22 protein-coding genes and 1 tRNA gene are annotated in these 16,874 nt (G+C 67.3%); 8 read left to right on the top strand and 15 right to left on the bottom strand.

Annotated elements, in window-relative coordinates:
- On the top strand, positions 1-578 hold a 578-nt coding region (locus ACTMO_RS21490; RefSeq protein ID WP_019856212.1), incomplete at its 5' end, for a Uma2 family endonuclease.
- Positions 579-631: 53 nt separating this feature from the next.
- Here the strand turns inward: ACTMO_RS21490 and ACTMO_RS0118735 are convergent.
- Positions 632-826 (bottom strand): DUF397 domain-containing protein, encoded by a 195-nt coding sequence (locus ACTMO_RS0118735; RefSeq protein ID WP_019856211.1) that lies wholly within the window; start codon positions 824-826, stop codon positions 632-634.
- Between the two features lie 9 nt (positions 827-835).
- Positions 836-1,669 (bottom strand): helix-turn-helix domain-containing protein, encoded by an 834-nt coding sequence (locus ACTMO_RS0118730; RefSeq protein WP_019856210.1) that lies wholly within the window; start codon positions 1,667-1,669, stop codon positions 836-838.
- Between the two features lie 113 nt (positions 1,670-1,782).
- On the opposite strand from ACTMO_RS0118730, the gene ACTMO_RS0118725 reads away from it, so the two are divergent.
- Positions 1,783-2,022 carry a hypothetical protein gene (locus ACTMO_RS0118725; RefSeq protein WP_211212992.1) on the top strand — a complete coding sequence of 80 codons (240 nt, stop codon included), beginning with the start codon at positions 1,783-1,785 and terminating at the stop codon, positions 2,020-2,022.
- Between the two features lie 78 nt (positions 2,023-2,100).
- On the opposite strand, the gene ACTMO_RS0118720 is transcribed toward ACTMO_RS0118725, so the two are convergent.
- A complete protein-coding gene (locus tag ACTMO_RS0118720) occupies positions 2,101-3,504 on the bottom strand; it encodes a sugar porter family MFS transporter (RefSeq protein WP_019856208.1) in 1,404 nt (467 codons plus the stop codon).
- Positions 3,505-3,710: 206 nt separating this feature from the next.
- Complete coding sequence (gene dcd / locus ACTMO_RS0118715) at positions 3,711-4,292, bottom strand: dCTP deaminase (protein ID WP_019856207.1); 582 nt, start codon at positions 4,290-4,292, stop codon at positions 3,711-3,713.
- Between the two features lie 79 nt (positions 4,293-4,371).
- Between dcd and ACTMO_RS0118710 the strand changes: the two genes are divergently transcribed.
- A tRNA-Gly gene (locus tag ACTMO_RS0118710) sits at positions 4,372-4,445 on the top strand.
- A 97-nt stretch (positions 4,446-4,542) separates the two neighbouring features.
- Here the strand turns inward: ACTMO_RS0118710 and ACTMO_RS23160 are convergent.
- The 6 genes from ACTMO_RS23160 to ACTMO_RS0118680 all read right to left on the bottom strand — a co-directional run bounded on the left by ACTMO_RS23160 (position 4,543) and on the right by ACTMO_RS0118680 (position 7,716).
- Positions 4,543-4,695 (bottom strand): hypothetical protein, encoded by a 153-nt coding sequence (locus tag ACTMO_RS23160; protein WP_157062956.1) that lies wholly within the window; start codon positions 4,693-4,695, stop codon positions 4,543-4,545.
- A complete protein-coding gene (locus ACTMO_RS0118700) occupies positions 4,692-5,222 on the bottom strand; it encodes a DUF3558 family protein (protein WP_019856205.1) in 531 nt (176 codons plus the stop codon). The genes ACTMO_RS23160 and ACTMO_RS0118700 overlap by 4 nt, the downstream gene beginning before the upstream one ends.
- Positions 5,219-5,707, bottom strand: coding sequence for a hypothetical protein (locus tag ACTMO_RS0118695; protein ID WP_019856204.1), 489 nt, complete (start codon positions 5,705-5,707; stop codon positions 5,219-5,221). The genes ACTMO_RS0118700 and ACTMO_RS0118695 overlap by 4 nt, the downstream gene beginning before the upstream one ends.
- A gap of 14 nt (positions 5,708-5,721) precedes the next feature.
- A complete protein-coding gene (locus ACTMO_RS0118690) occupies positions 5,722-6,633 on the bottom strand; it encodes a hypothetical protein (RefSeq protein WP_019856203.1) in 912 nt (303 codons plus the stop codon).
- On the bottom strand, positions 6,630-7,004 hold the full coding sequence (locus ACTMO_RS0118685) for a hypothetical protein (protein WP_245556249.1): 375 nt from the start codon (positions 7,002-7,004) through the stop codon (positions 6,630-6,632). Before ACTMO_RS0118685 ends, ACTMO_RS0118690 begins: the two co-directional genes overlap by 4 nt.
- 151 nt (positions 7,005-7,155) lie before the next feature.
- Complete coding sequence (locus ACTMO_RS0118680) at positions 7,156-7,716, bottom strand: GNAT family N-acetyltransferase (protein WP_019856201.1); 561 nt, start codon at positions 7,714-7,716, stop codon at positions 7,156-7,158.
- 136 nt (positions 7,717-7,852) lie between these two features.
- Between ACTMO_RS0118680 and ACTMO_RS0118675 the strand changes: the two genes are divergently transcribed.
- Positions 7,853-8,482, top strand: coding sequence for a LysE family translocator (locus ACTMO_RS0118675; protein ID WP_019856200.1), 630 nt, complete (start codon positions 7,853-7,855; stop codon positions 8,480-8,482).
- Between the two features lie 600 nt (positions 8,483-9,082).
- On the opposite strand, the gene ACTMO_RS0118665 is transcribed toward ACTMO_RS0118675, so the two are convergent.
- Complete coding sequence (locus tag ACTMO_RS0118665) at positions 9,083-9,292, bottom strand: hypothetical protein (RefSeq protein WP_019856198.1); 210 nt, start codon at positions 9,290-9,292, stop codon at positions 9,083-9,085.
- On the bottom strand, positions 9,289-10,470 hold the full coding sequence (locus ACTMO_RS0118660; RefSeq protein ID WP_245556247.1) for a DNA-processing protein DprA: 1,182 nt from the start codon (positions 10,468-10,470) through the stop codon (positions 9,289-9,291). The genes ACTMO_RS0118665 and ACTMO_RS0118660 overlap by 4 nt, the downstream gene beginning before the upstream one ends.
- 5 nt (positions 10,471-10,475) lie before the next feature.
- On the opposite strand from ACTMO_RS0118660, the gene ACTMO_RS22085 reads away from it, so the two are divergent.
- Both ACTMO_RS22085 and ACTMO_RS22080 read left to right on the top strand, forming a co-directional pair.
- On the top strand, positions 10,476-10,787 hold the full coding sequence (locus ACTMO_RS22085; RefSeq protein ID WP_051099120.1) for a hypothetical protein: 312 nt from the start codon (positions 10,476-10,478) through the stop codon (positions 10,785-10,787).
- A complete protein-coding gene (locus tag ACTMO_RS22080) occupies positions 10,760-11,338 on the top strand; it encodes a glycosyltransferase family protein (RefSeq protein ID WP_051099118.1) in 579 nt (192 codons plus the stop codon). Before ACTMO_RS22085 ends, ACTMO_RS22080 begins: the two co-directional genes overlap by 28 nt.
- 27 nt (positions 11,339-11,365) lie before the next feature.
- Here ACTMO_RS22080 and ACTMO_RS0118650 read toward each other — a convergent pair whose 3' ends face one another.
- Positions 11,366-12,535: a metallophosphoesterase family protein gene (locus tag ACTMO_RS0118650; RefSeq protein WP_019856196.1), complete on the bottom strand. Its 1,170-nt coding sequence runs from the start codon at positions 12,533-12,535 to the stop codon at positions 11,366-11,368.
- A gap of 271 nt (positions 12,536-12,806) precedes the next feature.
- On the opposite strand from ACTMO_RS0118650, the gene ACTMO_RS0118645 reads away from it, so the two are divergent.
- Positions 12,807-14,645 (top strand): glycoside hydrolase family 9 protein, encoded by a 1,839-nt coding sequence (locus ACTMO_RS0118645; RefSeq protein WP_019856195.1) that lies wholly within the window; start codon positions 12,807-12,809, stop codon positions 14,643-14,645.
- A 23-nt stretch (positions 14,646-14,668) separates the two neighbouring features.
- Here ACTMO_RS0118645 and ACTMO_RS0118640 read toward each other — a convergent pair whose 3' ends face one another.
- Both ACTMO_RS0118640 and ACTMO_RS0118635 read right to left on the bottom strand, forming a co-directional pair.
- The gene (locus tag ACTMO_RS0118640) at positions 14,669-15,640 is read right to left on the bottom strand and encodes a bile acid:sodium symporter family protein (protein WP_026449392.1); all 972 of its coding nucleotides are present in this window, start codon (positions 15,638-15,640) and stop codon (positions 14,669-14,671) included.
- 164 nt (positions 15,641-15,804) lie between these two features.
- A complete protein-coding gene (locus ACTMO_RS0118635) occupies positions 15,805-16,365 on the bottom strand; it encodes an AAA family ATPase (RefSeq protein WP_211212991.1) in 561 nt (186 codons plus the stop codon).
- Between the two features lie 82 nt (positions 16,366-16,447).
- Between ACTMO_RS0118635 and ACTMO_RS0118630 the strand changes: the two genes are divergently transcribed.
- Positions 16,448-16,816 carry a lipopolysaccharide assembly protein LapA domain-containing protein gene (locus tag ACTMO_RS0118630; RefSeq protein WP_019856192.1) on the top strand — a complete coding sequence of 123 codons (369 nt, stop codon included), beginning with the start codon at positions 16,448-16,450 and terminating at the stop codon, positions 16,814-16,816.
- The last annotated feature ends 58 nt before the right edge of the window (positions 16,817-16,874 follow it).

Below are 16,874 nucleotides of genomic sequence, written 5' to 3'. Positions count from 1 at the left end.
CGTTCGACCCACTCGTCGAGCTTCACGGGCTCTGGACCCCCGACCTCGCCGACCGGTACCTCCCCATCCCCGGGATGCCACCGGCGAAGTACGAGTGCCAGGACGGACACCTGATCGTGACCCCCTACGAAGGCTCGGCCAACACCTACGCCGCGTACCGCATACTCACGCTCATGGAACCCTCGGCGCGGCGGCTCGGATGTCGCGTTTACCCCACACTGAACGTGCAACTGGGGGCCAGTCGCTGGATCCAGCCCGACTTCGCGGTTCTCGGGCGACCCGCTCGTGGCAGAGTCTGGATTCCGGCGGAGAGCCTCCTGCTGGTCGGCGAGTGCGTGTCTCCGTCCAGCCGTGTGGCCGACCGCATCGACAAACCCGCCATGTGCGCCGAAGCCGGCATCGAGTACTTCATGCGCGTGGAAGTCTCCTACACCAAGAACCACGCCGAGGTCGTACTACTACGACTCGGACAACAAGGAACCTACGAAGTCCACGCCAAAGCCCTGGCCGGATCCACCTTCGAAACCCAGACCCCCTTCCCCCTGTCCTTCGACCCCACCGAACTCCTGGAAGACTGAAACCACCTCAGACCACCCACACGGCCGGAGCCACGCGGGCCCGGCCACGGGTGTCAGCGCAGCTCGGCCAGGAAGGAGGCCCACGCCGCGCGGCTGAAGGCCAGCACGGCGCCCTCGGGCTCCTTGGAATCACGCACCACCACGGCCGGCCCGGTGAAACCGACCTCGATGCAGTTGCCCCCACTGCCGTTGTTGCCGCTGCGCGTACTCTTCCGCCACGCGTCAACGGAGACGTCCACCGCCGACATGGCGCCTCCTCACAGCTGCTCGGCGATCGCCTCGATCAACCTTTTCGACTCGCCGACGTCGAGCGCGGTTGATCGCAGATCCTCGAACAGAACTCTACCCGCCTTCACCTCGGAGGCCTTCTCCACGTGCAGCGAACCGGTGGGGTACTCCACGTAAAGCATGTCGGGGTCGGCCGGATCCGGGAACTCCAGCAGGGTGAAGGCACCGTTCATCGCACAGTGCGCCCCCGCACCGAACGGCAGGACCTGAAGCTCGACGGTGGGTACGTCCGCCTGTTCGAGGAGATGGGCGAGCTGTTCGCGCATCACCGATTCCCTGCCGACCGTGCGCCGAAGCGCCGCCTCGTCGACGACGGCGCGAAGTCGAAGCGGATTCTCCAGCTCCGTCAACCGCTCCCGACGGATCATGCGCACCGCTACATCGTTGTTGATCTGCTGGGACGAGACACCGAAACGTCCGCTCAGGAAGAGTGCGCGCGCGTAGTCCTCTGTCTGCAACAGCCCCGGCACGGTGGTCACCTGAAAATCAAGCACTGAGCACGCCTCGGTCTCCAGGTCGACGTAGCCTCGGTCCTCGATGCCGTAGGCGCGCCACCAGCCGCGCTGGCGCGCTGCGCGGGCGAGGTCGAGCAGCTCGTCGTCGCGGACGTCGTAGAGGTCCATCATGGACCGTGCCTCGTGCACCGAGGTCGCCACGTCGCCGTTCTCCTTGCGGCTCAACGCGCTGGTGGACATGTCCAGCGCGGTGGCGGCGCGTTCCTGGGTCAGCCCCGCCCGTTCCCGTAACTGCCGGATCCGACGTGCCAGGCGACGGCGACGGAACGTGGGACTCGTCCGGGTCACTGACCACCTCCCCGACAGGTATGACCCACATCATTGTCCACGCGGGAATTCGTGATCGGGATTCCCGCTTCGCGTGATCCCGTTGGCGGACTCCCGTTCGGACGCTGGGGGCCATGAGTGAGGTGTCAGCCAAGGAGGCTCGTATGGTTCCGATGGTCTTCGGCCTGGCCCGGCGGGACGACAACGGCGAACCCGACCCGGACCTGGTGATGTTGTGGGGCATGGAAACCGCCGAGGGGGCGGTCATGTACTGGCGTGAGGACGGACGTAGTCAGTTCGCGCTGTTCGACGACGCCGAGAGCGCCGCCGACCGGTTCGGCCGGTTGTTCGACCTGGTGCTCTACCGGCCCTGAAACCGGGCCGGTCCGCCTCGGCGGTCGAGACACGAGTGAGGGGCGCCCGTGCGGACGCCCCTCGCCGTGGCGGGCACCTCAGGTGCCCATCTCCTCCAGGGATCGGCCCTTGGTCTCCTTCAGGTAGCGCACCACGAAGAACACCGAGATCAGCGCGAACGCGGAGTAGATGAAGTAGGTCGCCGGCAGGTTCCAGGAGTTCATGCTCGGGAAGGTCACGGTGACCAGCCAGTTCGCGACCCAGTTCGTGGCGGTACCCACGGCCAGCGCGGCGGCGCGGATGCGGATCGGGAACATCTCGCCGAGCAGCACCCACATCACCACACCCCAGGAGGCGGCGAAGCAGAACACGAAGACGCTGGCCGAGGTCAGTGCCACCGCGCCCCAGACGAAGGGCAGGTTGGCCTCGCCGTCGACGACTTCGGCGTAGCTGAACGCCCATCCGGTGACGGCCAACGCGATCGTCATGCCGACCGAGCCCATCACCAACAGCGGCTTGCGGCCGATCTTGTCGACCAGCGCGATGGCGACGACGGTGCCGATGATGTTGACGATGGAGGTGAACAGGCTCAGCAGCAGCGAGTTGCTCTCCTCGACACCGACGGACTGCCACAGCGAGGAGGAGTAGTAGAAGATCACGTTGATGCCGACGAACTGCTGCAACGCGGCGATGGCCATGCCGACCCACACGATGGGCAGCAGGCCGAACCTGCCGCGCAGGTCACTGAGCCTCGGCTTGTGCTCGCCACCGAGCGCCTGTCTGATCTCGGCGATCTTGTCGTCGGGATCGGTGGATTCGATGCCGCTGAGCACCTTGCGGGCGAGGGCGGGCTTGCCCGCGGAGACCAGGTAACGCGGGGACTCGGGGATGACCGTGGCGAGGATCAGATAGATCAACGCGGGCACGGCCTCCACGGCCAGCATCCACTGCCAGGTGGCCAACGGACCCAGTTGGGCACTGGCACTGCCGCCGGCCGCCGCGGCGAGGGCGTAGTTGACCAGCTGGGACACCGCGATCCCCAGCACGATGGCCAGTTGTTGCAGGGAGCCGAGCCGTCCGCGGTACTCGGCGGGAGCGACCTCGGCGATGTAGGCCGGGCCGATCATGGAGGCGATTCCGACGGCGACACCACCGACTATTCGCCACCAGGCGAGATCCCAGATGCTGAAGGGCAGCGCCGAACCGATGGCGCTGACGATGAACAGCACGGCCGCCACCTGCATCACCCTGGTGCGGCCGAGTCTGTCCGCTATGCCACCCGCGATGGCCGCTCCGAGTGCCGATCCCAGCAGCGCCGCGGCGACGGTGACACCGGTCAGCGCCGCGCCGACGGCGAAGTTCTCCTGGATGGCCTGCACCGCGCCGTTGATGACCGAGGTGTCGTAGCCGAACAGGAAACCACCCAGGGCCGCGGCCCCGGCGATCATCACCACGTGCGCCAGGTGATCGGTGGAACGACCTCTCGTCTGATCTACCGACATCGAAGTACTCCTGTGCCCCGTTCGCCGGTGTGCCACTTCACACACCGCTCGTTAACGACGGGTACGCGACAACGTAAGTCACATATGTCCCACTTGACTTCCACGATTCAGTGTGATGCTCACCACTACGACGAGTTCAGAAGCACTGCGTTACTGAATCGAAGCGAGCTGCTTCTGAACCGCTAACGAGTCGGTCTCGATCCGGGTCAGCGACTGGTGTCGACCCTGGCGAAGTTGAGATACGCGCGCGACGGGGTCGGGCCACGCTGCCCCTGGTAACGGGAACCGGCGGCCTTGCTGCCGTAGGGGTGCTCGGCGGGGCTGGACAGCCGGAACAGGCACAGCTGGCCGATCTTCATGCCCGGCCACAGGGTGATGGGCAGGTTCGCGACGTTGGACAGTTCGAGGGTGATGTGCCCGCCGAAGCCCGGGTCGATGAAACCGGCCGTGGAGTGGGTCAGCAGGCCGAGGCGGCCCAGCGAGGACTTGCCTTCGAGCCTGCCCGCGAGGTCCTCGGGCAGCCGCACCGTCTCGAAGGTGGAACCGAGCACGAACTCCCCCGGGTGCAGCACGAAGGCGTCCTCGTCGGTGTGCTCGACGAGCGAGGTCAGGTCGTCCTGCTGCTGTGCGGGGTCGATGTGGGTGTACTTGGAGTTGTCGAAGACCCGGAAGAAGCGGTCCAGCCGGACGTCGATGCTGGAGGGCTGGATCGAGGAGTCGTCGAGCGGGTCGAGTTCCAGACGCCCGTTGTCGAGCTCTTTGCGCAGGTCGCGGTCACTGAGCAGCACGGGAACAGCGTATCGGGTGGGGGGTGCGGATCAGCCGCTGGCCGCTGTGCTAACGTTGTCATCAACGCATTGAGGCAGTGCGGGCGTAGTTCAATGGTAGAACATCAGCTTCCCAAGCTGAGAACGCGGGTTCGATTCCCGTCGCCCGCTCCAGAGACGAAGGCCCAGGTCAGGAGCTTACGAAGTTCCGGCCTGGGCCTTTCTCATGGGCGGCCGAAGTGGAGTCCGGCGAGGACCGTGCCAGGATCGTTCAGGCACCGTCCTCACCGAACGCGGCCACCATGTCCCCGACGGTTTCCCACAGCCGCAGCAGGTTGGTGCGGCTCATCGTGAGCACGATCGGGGTTCGCGCGCCGATGTAAAGATCAGCGAGGTTGAACCGGCGCACCCCACCCGAGCTCAACCGGCCAGCGTCCTCATCGCCGCCTCGGCGAACCTGCGGGCCGTGGTGCAGGTCGAAGGGTCCTCATCACTGTAGGATTGATCAACCTCGACTCGCAGCGACTGGCCCCCAGCCACATCGACATAGACCCTGCACCTGCCGTCCGGCTTGGGATTTTCGGTTTCATACCACACTTTGATCGTACGAAACCCCTGAATCCGGGAAACTTCCTCGGATCTGGCACGATCAAAAGGAGGATCAGTCCACCGGCCGATGCCGTGATTCGTTACAGTACTCACATATATACTATTCCCAGTACTGATGCTGTAAAAGCAGGTACTACCTTCGGTGTCGATCCCAGGAACGGAATCATCCTTCTGCGATTCCTGAGTTATCCGCATCCCTTCCAGGGAATCCCTGTTGATCAAATCGCACGGCTTCACGTCGCTCACCGACAACTCCCTCGGCCGATCCGAGGAACCGCACCCCGCGAGCACCCCCGACCCCACCAGCAACACGGCAGCGACCCGTAACACCCACCCGATCATCCGTAGTACCTCAGCTTCAAGTCGGTCGTCTTCGCCTGGTAATCCCGCACCAGCCGACTCGCTGCCTCGACGACCCGCGCGGAGAACTCGTCCTCGCACAGTTCACGCAGGCTGCCGCGCTTGATCCGCGCGGAGAACTCGTCCATGCCCACCGCCGACAACGCGAAGCGGCCGTCACTCGACTCGCCGTAGGACTCCACCGCGCGGCACTCCTCCTGGAAGGCGAAGTCGTGGGTGTCCTGCGGCTCGACGTCCAACCCCCTCCCCTCGATCGCCTCCCGGTACTGCCGCTGCCACCCCGCATACAGCAGGCGCGCCAGACTCGCCAGTGCCCGCTCCAGAGCTCGCTCGTCAACGAACTCGTACACACTCTCCCCGAACGTGAGCGTGAACTCGGTGCGGTTGCCCAACTCGGCATGAACATCCATTCCCGGCGCACTCGCCCGGACCCGGATGCTGTCCAGCCGATCGGCCAGCTCACCCACAGCTCTCACTCTCCCTAGTCATGGTCGCCGACGCCCCTGCCGCTGGTCAGCACGCTGCCCGACATTCCGGCGAGCTTCGGCCGCGCCGAGACGAAGGACGAGTTCTCGCCACTCTGCCGACTCACCTCACCGGCGTAACCGTTCAGTGCCCCGGTGATCTTCCCCTGTTCCTCGCGGATGTACGTGGTGGCCTCGCTGATCGCCTCCTTCATGGAGTTCACGACCTGTTCCGCCGAGCCGCCGCTCTTCTTCACCGCCTCGTAGCCCTTCTGTGCCGCGCCTCCCACCGCCGAGGCGGCACCCACCGCAGCGAAGGCCACCGAGGCCCCACCGGTGAACGGGATGGCCCCGACAGCGGCTACCGCGCCGGCCACCGACAGCGTGAAGGAAATGTCGCTCTTGCCACAACTGCCCACATTGTCCAGCGCAGCAAGAGTGTCGTCCGCGATTTTTCCGATGTCTTTTCTCGTTTTCTCCCAAAGCTCCTGGTCCGCCTCCACCGCCCCCTTCATCACACCCAGGATGAGAAACTGGTTGCTCGCGACGGCCGGGAACGGATCGAGGAAATTGGCCTTGAACGCGTGCGCCGCCGCCCCGCTCCAGTCGTTGAGATCGTCGGCCGCCGTCTCGATCGCCCGCAGGTCCTCGTTGGCGCCGATGGAGTTCCCGGTGATGGGGTCCGTCATGTGCGCACCGTTCGACAGGCAGCTCATGGCGCCGTGCAGCTGGTCGATGATCCCCTGGTAGTCCCCCGGATCGGGGATCCCGGTGAACGGCTCGAACACAGGGCGCGCGCAGTTCTGGTACTTCTCCTTGATCCGCCCGTAGTCAGGTCTGCCGCCCCACTGGGCCAGCTGACGGTACTCCGCCTCGGCGGCGCTGTGCTCGATCTCCTCCGCCTTCGTCATCAGCTGGTCGAAACTCACGAGGTCACCTCCGGCTTCGGAACGCCCTTCTGCTCCATCTGCCGGTCGAGCTCGTCCGAGATCCCCTGATCGGTGTCCGCATACTGCCGCACCGTCTCGTGCAGTGCCCGCGCCGTCTCGTCCAGGCTGGTTCTGGTCGAGGTCAGCACCTCGGTGATGGCGTCGTGCAACCGGCCGTACGCCTGTGCCATGGAACCATCCGGACCGTGGAACCGCTCGGGCACACTGGACAGACCGTTCACCGCGCCCTGTGCGTCCTCGCACTGGCCGAGCGCCTTGTCGTAGACCATGGAGACCGTCGGCAGATGGTCCTTGGCGACCTTCTCCAAGCGGTACAGGTCCACGGCGAATCCCGCGTCACTACCTGCCATGCTCGCTGCTCACCTCCGTCGAACGGGCCAGTGCAAGTTACCAGCCGAACGGGGTGGCCGAGGCCGATTCACACACCCCGAGCTTCGCGAGACGCGCTCCCATGCCGCGCCACTGACTCCCTCCGGGCACGGGACTCCGCGACAGGCACCCTCACCGCAACTCGCCGGGCAGCAGGCCGTACACCACGGTGTCCCGCCGTGCCCCCCGGAACGGCAGGTGCGCACGCAGCAGCCCCTCCCGGCTGAACCCGCACCGCTCGGCCACCCGCCGGGAGGCCTCGTTGTCCGGGGCACAGGTCAGTTGCAGGCGGGCGAGCTCCAGTCGATCGAAACACCAGCGGGCCAGCAGCCGCACAGCGCGGGTGGCGATCCCACGTCCCCGAGCGTGGGCGGCCAACCAGAAACCCAGCGAGGCGCACGAACGTTCACCGTCCACCTCGTACACCGCGGCCCCGCCCCACACGTGGTCCCGCGCGGCCACGTCCACCACCGCGAGGTTGACCTCCCGCCCCTCCAGTCGCCCGCGCTCGTGCTCCTCCAGGTCCGCACGCACATGGGCCTCGGTGAAGGGCTCGGAACACGGCCACGAGAAACGCAGGCACACCGGATCGGAGAAGCCCGCGAACCGCTGCGGAATATCCGCCTTCCGCCACGGACGCAACGCCACGACCTCGTCCGCCAACGGCGGATTGGGAAACGACAACGCCACCATGTCCGGACGCTACGCCGCGGCACGTCACGACTGATCCGCCGAACGTGTCAACATCGTCCGATCCGCGTGACAGCGGAACCTCACCGGTCCCAGAAACCCCCGGCGTACACCGGACGGGATCCGATAGTCTCGTCCCATGCCGGATCCCTCGGAATGGTGGATCTTTCTCGGGGCCGCGCTGCTGATCGCCGTCGCACCCGGCCCCGGCATCCTGTACGTGCTCGCGCGCAGCCTGCGCGGCGGTCGTGTCGAAGGTGTGCGTTCGGCGCTCGGCACCTTCCTCGGCGCCGCCGTCCACGTGTTCGCCGCCGCCGTCGGTCTCTCCGCCCTGCTGGCCGCCTCGGCGACCGCGTTCACCGTGGTCAAGTTCGCCGGAGCCGCCTACCTCGTCTACCTGGGTGCACGCACTCTCCGGAAACTGCGCACCACACCCACCACGGAACAGCCCACCCCGCCGGAACGACAGGGGTCGGCCGTGGCCCAGGGGCTGGTCACCGAGGTACTCAACCCGAAAACGGCGATGTTCTTCCTGGCGTTCCTCCCGCAGTTCGTGCACCCCGAGCGGGGCTCGCAGAGCCTGGCCTTCCTCGCCCTCGGCATGGCCTTCGTCGTCCTCGCCACCACCGCCGACCTGCTCGTGGCCGTCTTCGCCGGAACGCTCGGCACCTGGCTGGCCCACAACCCGCGCTGGCAGCGACGCCAGCACGCGCTCAGCGGAGTCACCCTCATCGGGCTCGGCGGCGCACTCGCGCTGGGAAAGCAGTGAGACACGGGAACACTCACCCACCACACAGTCTTCGCCCAGAGCAGGACAGTCGAAAGCGTCATAGGGTTCGGTGCATGAATCCAGCAGCTCCCGATGATCGGACCAGTCGTATCGGCACCATCTGGCGACACACAATGCCGTGACCTGCGCTGCACCTGCGTCATTGAGTGCCACAGCCGCCGACTGCATCTTCGCTCCCGAGGTCCACGTGTCGTCCACCACCAACACGTGTTTGTCCCGCACACGTTCTCGATATCTTTCCGGCACGACAAAGCGATCGGAACGGACGACACGAGCGGGATCATCGAATCCCGGACCGATTTCCACAAGCAGACGGTTCTCGGGCTGGTTACGACAAGCCACATGACGAGCCAGCTCGGCAACAGGATGCTTCGCCCCCGGCCTGTTCCGTGAAGGAACGAAAGTCACCGAGTCCCAACTCCGGCCGGCGGATTTGGCAACGCATCGAGCGTGGATACGAGTAACGGCCGATACCATCAAACACAGATGATCGCGGCACCTTTTCACCGGCCGAGGCCACTTGTACGCCCGCATGGTATGAGCCGACTGATGTTGTCGTCGGGGCTGCTGGCCACGAACCTAGGTCAGCAGTAACACCCGATCGGCGAGTCTGTCGCCGAACTCAACACGATGCTTGGCGCATCCGGAACAAAGTTCTTCCTCGGGCGAAACCGGCCCCGCGCACACCGAGCAGGTCACACCGCGAATCTTTTTCGTGTTGTGGAAGAACCCACCCACTCGACGGATCAGTTGCCGTCGCAGCTCCTCGCGAAGATCCTCGTCCGTCACGAGGTGACCATAGCCAGCAGTCGGGAGACCTCCCGTTCCCCCTCGGTCAATCGCTCAGCGACACCGACGGCTTCCTCCGGGGTGTCGACGACGAAGACCCCGGGCTGGGTACGCAGCCGTCTCCCCCAGTCGGTTCCCTCGACCACAGGTCTCATCAGGATCACCGACCGACCGTGCTCGACCGCCATACGCGCCTGAATCCGTGCCCCACTGTGTTCCCCGGCCTCAACGATGATCGTGGCAACACCGTAGGCGCTCATCGTCGCGTTCCTCATTGGGAAACTCTGTTTGGTCGGTGGCGAATCCGGCCAGAACTGGGAGAGGATGAGCCCCTCCCGCGCGATCCGCTCCTGCAACTCCCGGTTCGCCGCGGGATAGACCCGACGAATACCGTTCCCGAGGACCGCCACGGTTCGACCACCACTGTCGAGCGTAGCCCGGTGCGCTGCGGCATCGATACCGTTCGCCAGTCCCGACAGCACCGTGAACCCCGCTTCCGACAACCTGCGGGCGACTTCGGAGGCAACCGCACGGCCATGGTCCGATGCCGCGCGGGATCCCACCACCGACACGGCGCTCTCACCTGGAACGAGTTTCCCCCGAACGAACACGAACGGTGGAGCCTGATTCACTTCGAGAAGGCGGGACGGGTAGCGGTCGTCCTGGAACGTGAGGAACTCGAAGTCCTCACCACGCCAGGAAACGACGTCCTCCAACGCCTGTTCGACACGTCCCACGGAGGGCACCTCCGACGACGTCAGCTCGAACAAGGTGGCTTCCCCGCAGGATTCGAAACGCTCCCACACAGCACGCGCACTGCCGGCCTCGGCAACCTCGGAAGTGATCGTCGACCACGACATCCCTTCCGGGCGTTCCCTCAGCAGGGCCACCAAGGCCGCTCGTTCCTCGTCGTTCCAGGAGCTCATGCCCGAAAGCCTAGGAGCCGCGAAAGCACGCGGCTCTCCCCAGGTGTTCACCGAACCGGATGAAGCGCGACGCATCTCCCTCTCCCTCCGAACGCTGCCCACCACCCTGAGGCCAAGGGTATCGAACACAGGTTCGATCGCCCAGGAAGAACAACACGGTCGTGGCACCACCGACCGACGAACACGGCCCGTATCTCCGACAGCCTTCCAGAAAAAACCCCCTCGCTCGGGGCCTTCGACGGCTAGAGTCACCCACCGTGCGTCTCCTGTTCACGAGTCTCGGCGCCCACGGGCACACCCTGCCACTGCTTCCGCTGACCACCGCCGCACGCGCGACCGGTCACGAGGTCGAGTTCGCCACCGGCCCGGCGCTGCATCCGACGCTGCGGGAAGCCGGGGTGGAACCGCTCACCGCCGGAACCTCCATCCGCGAAGGCATGATCAGCACCGCCCACGGGCTCTTCGGCACCGCACCGGGCGAACCCGGATTTCCTCGGGAACAAAACTGCCCCGCCTCATCGCGGAGACCTTCGGCAGGACCATGCCGCACCGTTTTCTCACCGACCTGAACCCGCTGCTGCAACGGCACGAGCCCGACCTGGTGGTGTTCGACAGCGCCAACACCGGCGCGGAACTCGCCGCGCGGCTGGCCGGAATCCCCGCCGTGGCCCACGGGATCGGCCCGGACCCCTCCGAGGGCTTCGAGGAACACCGGCGGGTGCTGACCGCGTTCAGTGCCGAACTCGGCCTGTCCACCCCCGAACCGGGACACACGAGCCCCTACCTGGACATCTACCCACCCACCCTGCGGGCGACGGTGCCGCGGCAGGACCACCACGGCACCACGCTGCGCCCGGTCCCCCACCCCGGAACCACTCCGGTGCCCGCCCGGCTGCTCCACCGCGAACCCGGCGAGAAGCTGGTGCAACTGACCTTCGGAACCGAGTTCGCCACCGCCGAACCGCTGCGCACCGCCACGGAAGTCCTGGCCCGGCCGGGCATCCGACTGCTGACCGACCCGGCCCCGCACCGGGCGGCGCGACACCTGGCGACCGAGATCGCGGCCATGCCCGCCCCGGAGGAGGTCGTTCCTCTGCTGCCGGAACTCGCCGCCGGCTGACCCGGCGGCGTCCCCGGACACCGAGCGCTACCGGTGCAGGGGCAGCGGGTCCATCGGCTGGTCCTGCGGGCTCATGTCGATACCGAAGTCCCGGGCGAACACCATGCGGGTGTCGTGCAGTCCCCCTGGCGTGTTCTCGTCCAACTCGAACACCCGGGCCCCACGCAGCCGGTGCCGCTCCCGTCCGGGCAGCCCGTAGGGGCCGAACCCGGTACCGGAGGAGTAGCCCAGCAGCACCCCGTAGTAGTCGCCCACGTACGAGTTCACGTGGTCGTGCCCGCAGAACACGCCCCGCACGTCACCGCGTTCGAGGATCGCGGCGAACATGCCGCTGTTGAACGGGCCAGGGCACTCGTCCTCGTTGCGTTCTCCCTCGATGCCGTGCCTGTCCAGCGCGCGGTCGTGGTCCCGCTCACCACGGGAGTCCACGCTGGCGAACCACATGAACCGGTGTTCCCACAGCGGGATGTGCATCCACATCAACCCGGGAACCCGACCGCCGGCGACCCGTTCGAGTTTCCGCGAGGTCTCCGAGTACCACCGGATCTGGTCCGGACGCACCCAGCCCCAGTGGGGATAGCCCTCGAAACCCTGCCCCGCGATGGAGTCTGGTGCGTAGCGCCCCGAGTCGATCAGCCACAGCGCGAAGGCGACCCGGTCACCGCCCGACCCGGCCACGGTCACCAGCGTGTCGCCGGTGCCGCTGCCGCCGCTCGGTCCCGGCTCGTTGAGGTTGTGCTCGTAGCTCATGTAGAACTCCAGCATGTCCCGTTCGGACATTCCGGAGCTCCGCTCGGAGTCCTCGTCGTGGTTGCCGAAGGTGATCGCCCACGGCACGCCACGCGACTCCATCGGCGTGACCACGTTGTTGATGGCCTGTTTGACCTGGAGTTCGCTGTCGCACCCGCCGGTGATGACGTCACCGTTGATCACCGCGAAGTCCGGCTGCTCGGCGTCCAGGGTGCGTTCCATGAGTTCGACGGTGCGCCGGTCGGTGCGCTCGTCGTCCTGGGTGTCGTTGAACTGCACCACCCGGAAGGTGCCGTTCTCGCGGAACCGCAGTCTCGGTTCCGGAACCCCGGCGTTCGCCCCGGTGGCCGCCCGCGCCACCGCCGGGCCGGCCGCCGCCGCGGCGGCCCCCGCCCCGGTGACCCGCAACAGCGCACGTCGTCCGATCGGTCCTGTCTGGTCGCGCATACCGTCTCCGCCGTTCGTCGTTTCCCGCCTCGACGCGGCAACACGGTAGGCGCGTCGGGTGACCCCGAGGTGGGTGTCGCACGAACACGGGGTGACAAGCCCGTGCCCCCGCGCTCCGATCCGGTCGGATCCCCCGGACGACGGTGTACCCCGCCCACCGGAAGGACCAGTCGGCTCGGCGGAAACCACGAAGACCGCCCCACGCCCTTGCCGTCCCCCACCCGTTTCCCCCTAACCTCCCGAAAGGTATAGACCAAACCGGAGGTTGGGTATGGCCGCGGGCATCGACCGACGCCGCTTCCTCGCGGGTTCCGCCGCCGTCGGCGGCGGAACGGCCGCGAGCTCCCTGGCAGGCACCGCCGCCGCCGAACCGCGCCGTGGCCACGACGCGGAGGTGGGGGTGCGGGTGAACCACGTCGGCTACGAGGCACACGGGCCGAAAACCGCCGTGCTCGCGGCCGACCACCGCACCCACCTCGGATGGTGTTCCCTCGTCGACACCGGCACCGGCGAAACCGCCCACCGCGTCCGTCCCCGCCACGTCGGTCCGGTTCCCGACTGGGGCGAGCAGCACCACTGGACCGTCGACTTCTCCGCCTTCACCGAGGAGGGCGAGTACACCCTGCGCGTCGGCAACGGTCACCACACGCGCGGCGAGTCAGCGCCCTTCACCATCGGCAACCTCACCCTGGAACGGGCCACCCTCTCCCACGTGGCCCACTGGTTCAAGGCCACCCGCTGCTCCGGACGGTACGACCGGCACGACCACGCCCTGCCCGTCGGCCGGGACGGCGCGGGACGCGTCGACGCCCACGGCGGTTGGTACGACGCCACCGGCGACTTCGGCAAACACTTCACCCAGCTGTCCCGACACAGCTACTTCAACACGTTGTCCGTGCCGCTGACCGCGTGGATCCTGCTCAGGTCCCACGAGCAGCTCACCGCCCGCGACAACGCGGAGTTCACCCAACTGCGTACGTGGCTGTGCGACGAGGGCCTGTACGGCGCCGACTACCTCACGCGGGTGAAACGTCCGAACGGGACGTTCTGCCACTCCGTCATGCAGCCCGGCCCACCCAAGGACCCCGAGCTGCGCTATCTGAAAGCCACCGAGCACGACGGCGAACGCGTGATCCGCCAGGTCGCCCACCGCGAGGGAGCGGGGGTGGCCGTAGCCGCGCTCGCCCTGGCGAGCACCCTCGGGACCGCAGGCGAGCACACGGGGCGGGACTACCTGCGCGCCGCCGAGGACGCCTTCGACCACCTGCGACGGCACAACACCGAGATGGTCAACGACGGCGTCGAGAACATCCAGGACGACTACAACGCGCTGGTGGCGGCGGTGGAGCTGTACAAGGCCACCCACGACGACACCTACCGCGCCGAGGCCGACGAGCGGGCCGAGGCCCTGACGAACCGACTGACCAGCTGGCGCGGCCACCGCGACTACTGGCGGGCCGACGACGGCGACCGGCCGTACTTCCACCCCTCCGACGCGGGTCTTCCCGTGGTGAGCCTGCTGACCTATCTGGACATCGCCACCCCGGAACGCGCCGAACGGGTCCTGGAGACGGTGCGCCGGTCCCTGTCCTTCGAACTGCGGATCACCTCGGAGGTCACCAATCCCTACGGCTACGCGCGCAACCTCGTCCAGGACGGCACCGGCCACCGGCACGGCTCGTTCTTCTTCCCCCACGACGTGACCCCCCGGGAGGAAGACGAGTGGTGGCAGGGCGAGAACGCTCGCATCGCCTCGCTGGCCGCCGCGGCTCGCTCGGCCGCACGGCATGTCGACGGGAAGTTCGCCGCACGACTGCGGCGTTACGCGGCCGACCAGCTCAACTGGATCCTCGGGCTCAACCCGTTCGACGTGTGCATGCTCGGCGGCAGCGGCCGGAACAACCCGGACTACATCTGGCTGGGGTCCTGGCAGTTCCTCAACACGGCCGGAGGCATCGTCAACGGCATCACCGCCGAGAACCGGGACGGCTCGGGCATCCTGTGGAACCGCGGTTACTCCGAGACCGGCAAGGACTGGGACTGGCGCTGGACCGAGCAGTGGCTGCCGCACGCCACCTGGTACCTCTACGCGGTCAGCATCGGGAACTGAAGCCACGGTCCCGGATCGCGTCTTCACTCGGCCCTCGGAAACGCCACCTCGGCGGGATCCTCCTCCGTACCGGTCGGGCGCCGGGACCAGAACGAGGCCACCACCGAGCCGGACAGGTTGTGCCACACCGAGAACAGGGCGGCGGGCAAGGCGGCCAACGGGGTGAAGTGCGTGGTGGCCAGGCTCGCCGCGAGGCCCGAGTTCTGCATCCCCACTTCCACGCCCACCGCGCGCCTGGCCGGTTCGTCCAGCCCCACCAGCCGGGCCGCTCCGTAGCCGAGCAGCAGTCCGCAGGCGTTGTGCAGCACCACGGCCAGCAGTAACGACACACCCACGGCGGCCAGGGTCTGCGCGTTGGCCCCGACCACGGCGGCGACCACCACCACGATCCCGAGCACCGAGACCAGCGGCAGCAACGGCAGGGCACGTTCCACCCAGCGGGGCAGCAGCGCGCGCACCGCGATCCCCAGCACCACCGGAACCAGCACGACCTCGACGATGCTGACGAACAGGCCGACCGCGTCCACGGGCAGGCTCGACCCGGCCAGCCACAGCACCAGCAGGGGAGTGAGCACGGGAGCCAGCAGGGTGGACACCGAGGTCATCGTCACCGACAGGGCCACGTGGCCCCGCGAGAGGTAAACGACCACGTTGGAGGCCGTTCCCCCCGGCGTGGAACCCACCAGCACCATGCCCGCCAGCAGCGCGGCGGAGAAACCGAACAGGGTCCCGATTCCCCAGCCCAACAGCGGCATCACCAGGTACTGCGCGAGCAGGCCGGTCACCACCGCCTGCGGATGCCGCACCACCAGGGCGAAGTCGCGACCGCGCAGGGTCAGCCCCATACCGAACATGATCACGCCGAGCAAGGGGGTGATGACCGGGGAGAGGGTGCTCGTCGCGGCGGGGAACAACATGCCCGCGAGTCCGCCCAGCAACACCAGCGGCGCGAACCAACGCCCCACGAGATCAGCGGTCCGACGTAACGCACCCATCTCCTGACAGCCTCCCGAAGAACCGAACTCGACACCCCCGCGCGGGGACGAGAACGTTCCTAACAGGAACTTCCCACCATGTAAACGAAACTCCTGCTAAGTGAGAAACACCGCGGCGTTCGCCCCCGGAAGCGAACACGCCGGAAGAACCGACGACGTCCCCTTCAGGGAGCGCCGGAGGCCCCCAGCACCCGCCGTACGAAACGCGCCCGCCGCTCGACCCCCTCCCGGGGCAGCGGAACCACCTCGTAGCCGTACTCCACATAGCTGTCCCACACCGCCCGGCAGGTGCGCTCCGCCTCCTCCGGGGGCTGGAGACGGTGCTCGTCCCGTCGGTAGATCTCCGGCCAGAACGGGGCCAGCAAAACCACCCGGTGGTACCGGTACCGACGGGCCGCCGCGTCCAGATGCGGAGGAACGGGCAGATCCAGGGTGCGCAGATAGCCGACGATGTCCGGGATCCCCCGGTCGCAGAACACTGGGAAGCTGCCGGAACGGATCTCCCGATAGCGGGACAGCTCCTGGCTGAGCATCAACTCCGCGAAGAGTTCGGGATCCTTCCAGGGCAGCCCTCTGCCGCCGACGAGGTTCTGCTCCCGGATGATCCGCCGCCCCACCTCGGGAGCGCACTCGAACCCGGCCTCGGCCAGACGCCGCACCAACGTGGTCTTGCCCGCCCCCGGACCTCCGGTGAGCACCACGGGCGCGCTGCCATCCTCCGTCACGACCACACCTCGCCACTCCATGCGAACACACTTCGGAACAACCCGTGAACGATCAGTGACGAGCGAGGCGCACAATGGGCCCATGCCCGACATCGGAAAGGGACTGTCCGGCGAGGGAAACGGTCACCACCAGCCGGAGACAACACCCGGAGGAAACGGGAGAAGCGGCCTCGGCGCGGGCCGACAACCGGGCACGGCGAGCGCGCACACCCGCACGGCGGGGATCTGGGCGGCCGTCGTCGTGGCCACGATCGCACTGATCGTCCTGCTGATCTTCATCCTACAGAACCCCCAGACGGTCACGGTCGGCTTCCTCGGCGCGCGTGCCGCCCTGCCGCTGGGAGTGGCGCTGTTGCTGGCCGCGGCCATCGGCGGTCTGCTCGTGGCCCTGGTCGCCGCGGCCCGGATCATCCAGCTCCGCCGCAGAAACGGCCGAGCCCGCACCCACTGAGACCGGCCGGAAAGCACCCGGCCCCGAGCCACCACATCCCGGACGACACGGAGCACCC

Origin of the sequence: Actinopolyspora mortivallis DSM 44261 (assembly GCF_000384035.1) — a bacterium.
Taxonomy (GTDB): Bacteria; Actinomycetota; Actinomycetes; order Mycobacteriales; family Pseudonocardiaceae; genus Actinopolyspora; species Actinopolyspora mortivallis.
Note: the sequence above shows the minus strand (reverse complement) of the source record. Positions and strands in the feature narration are given on the sequence as shown.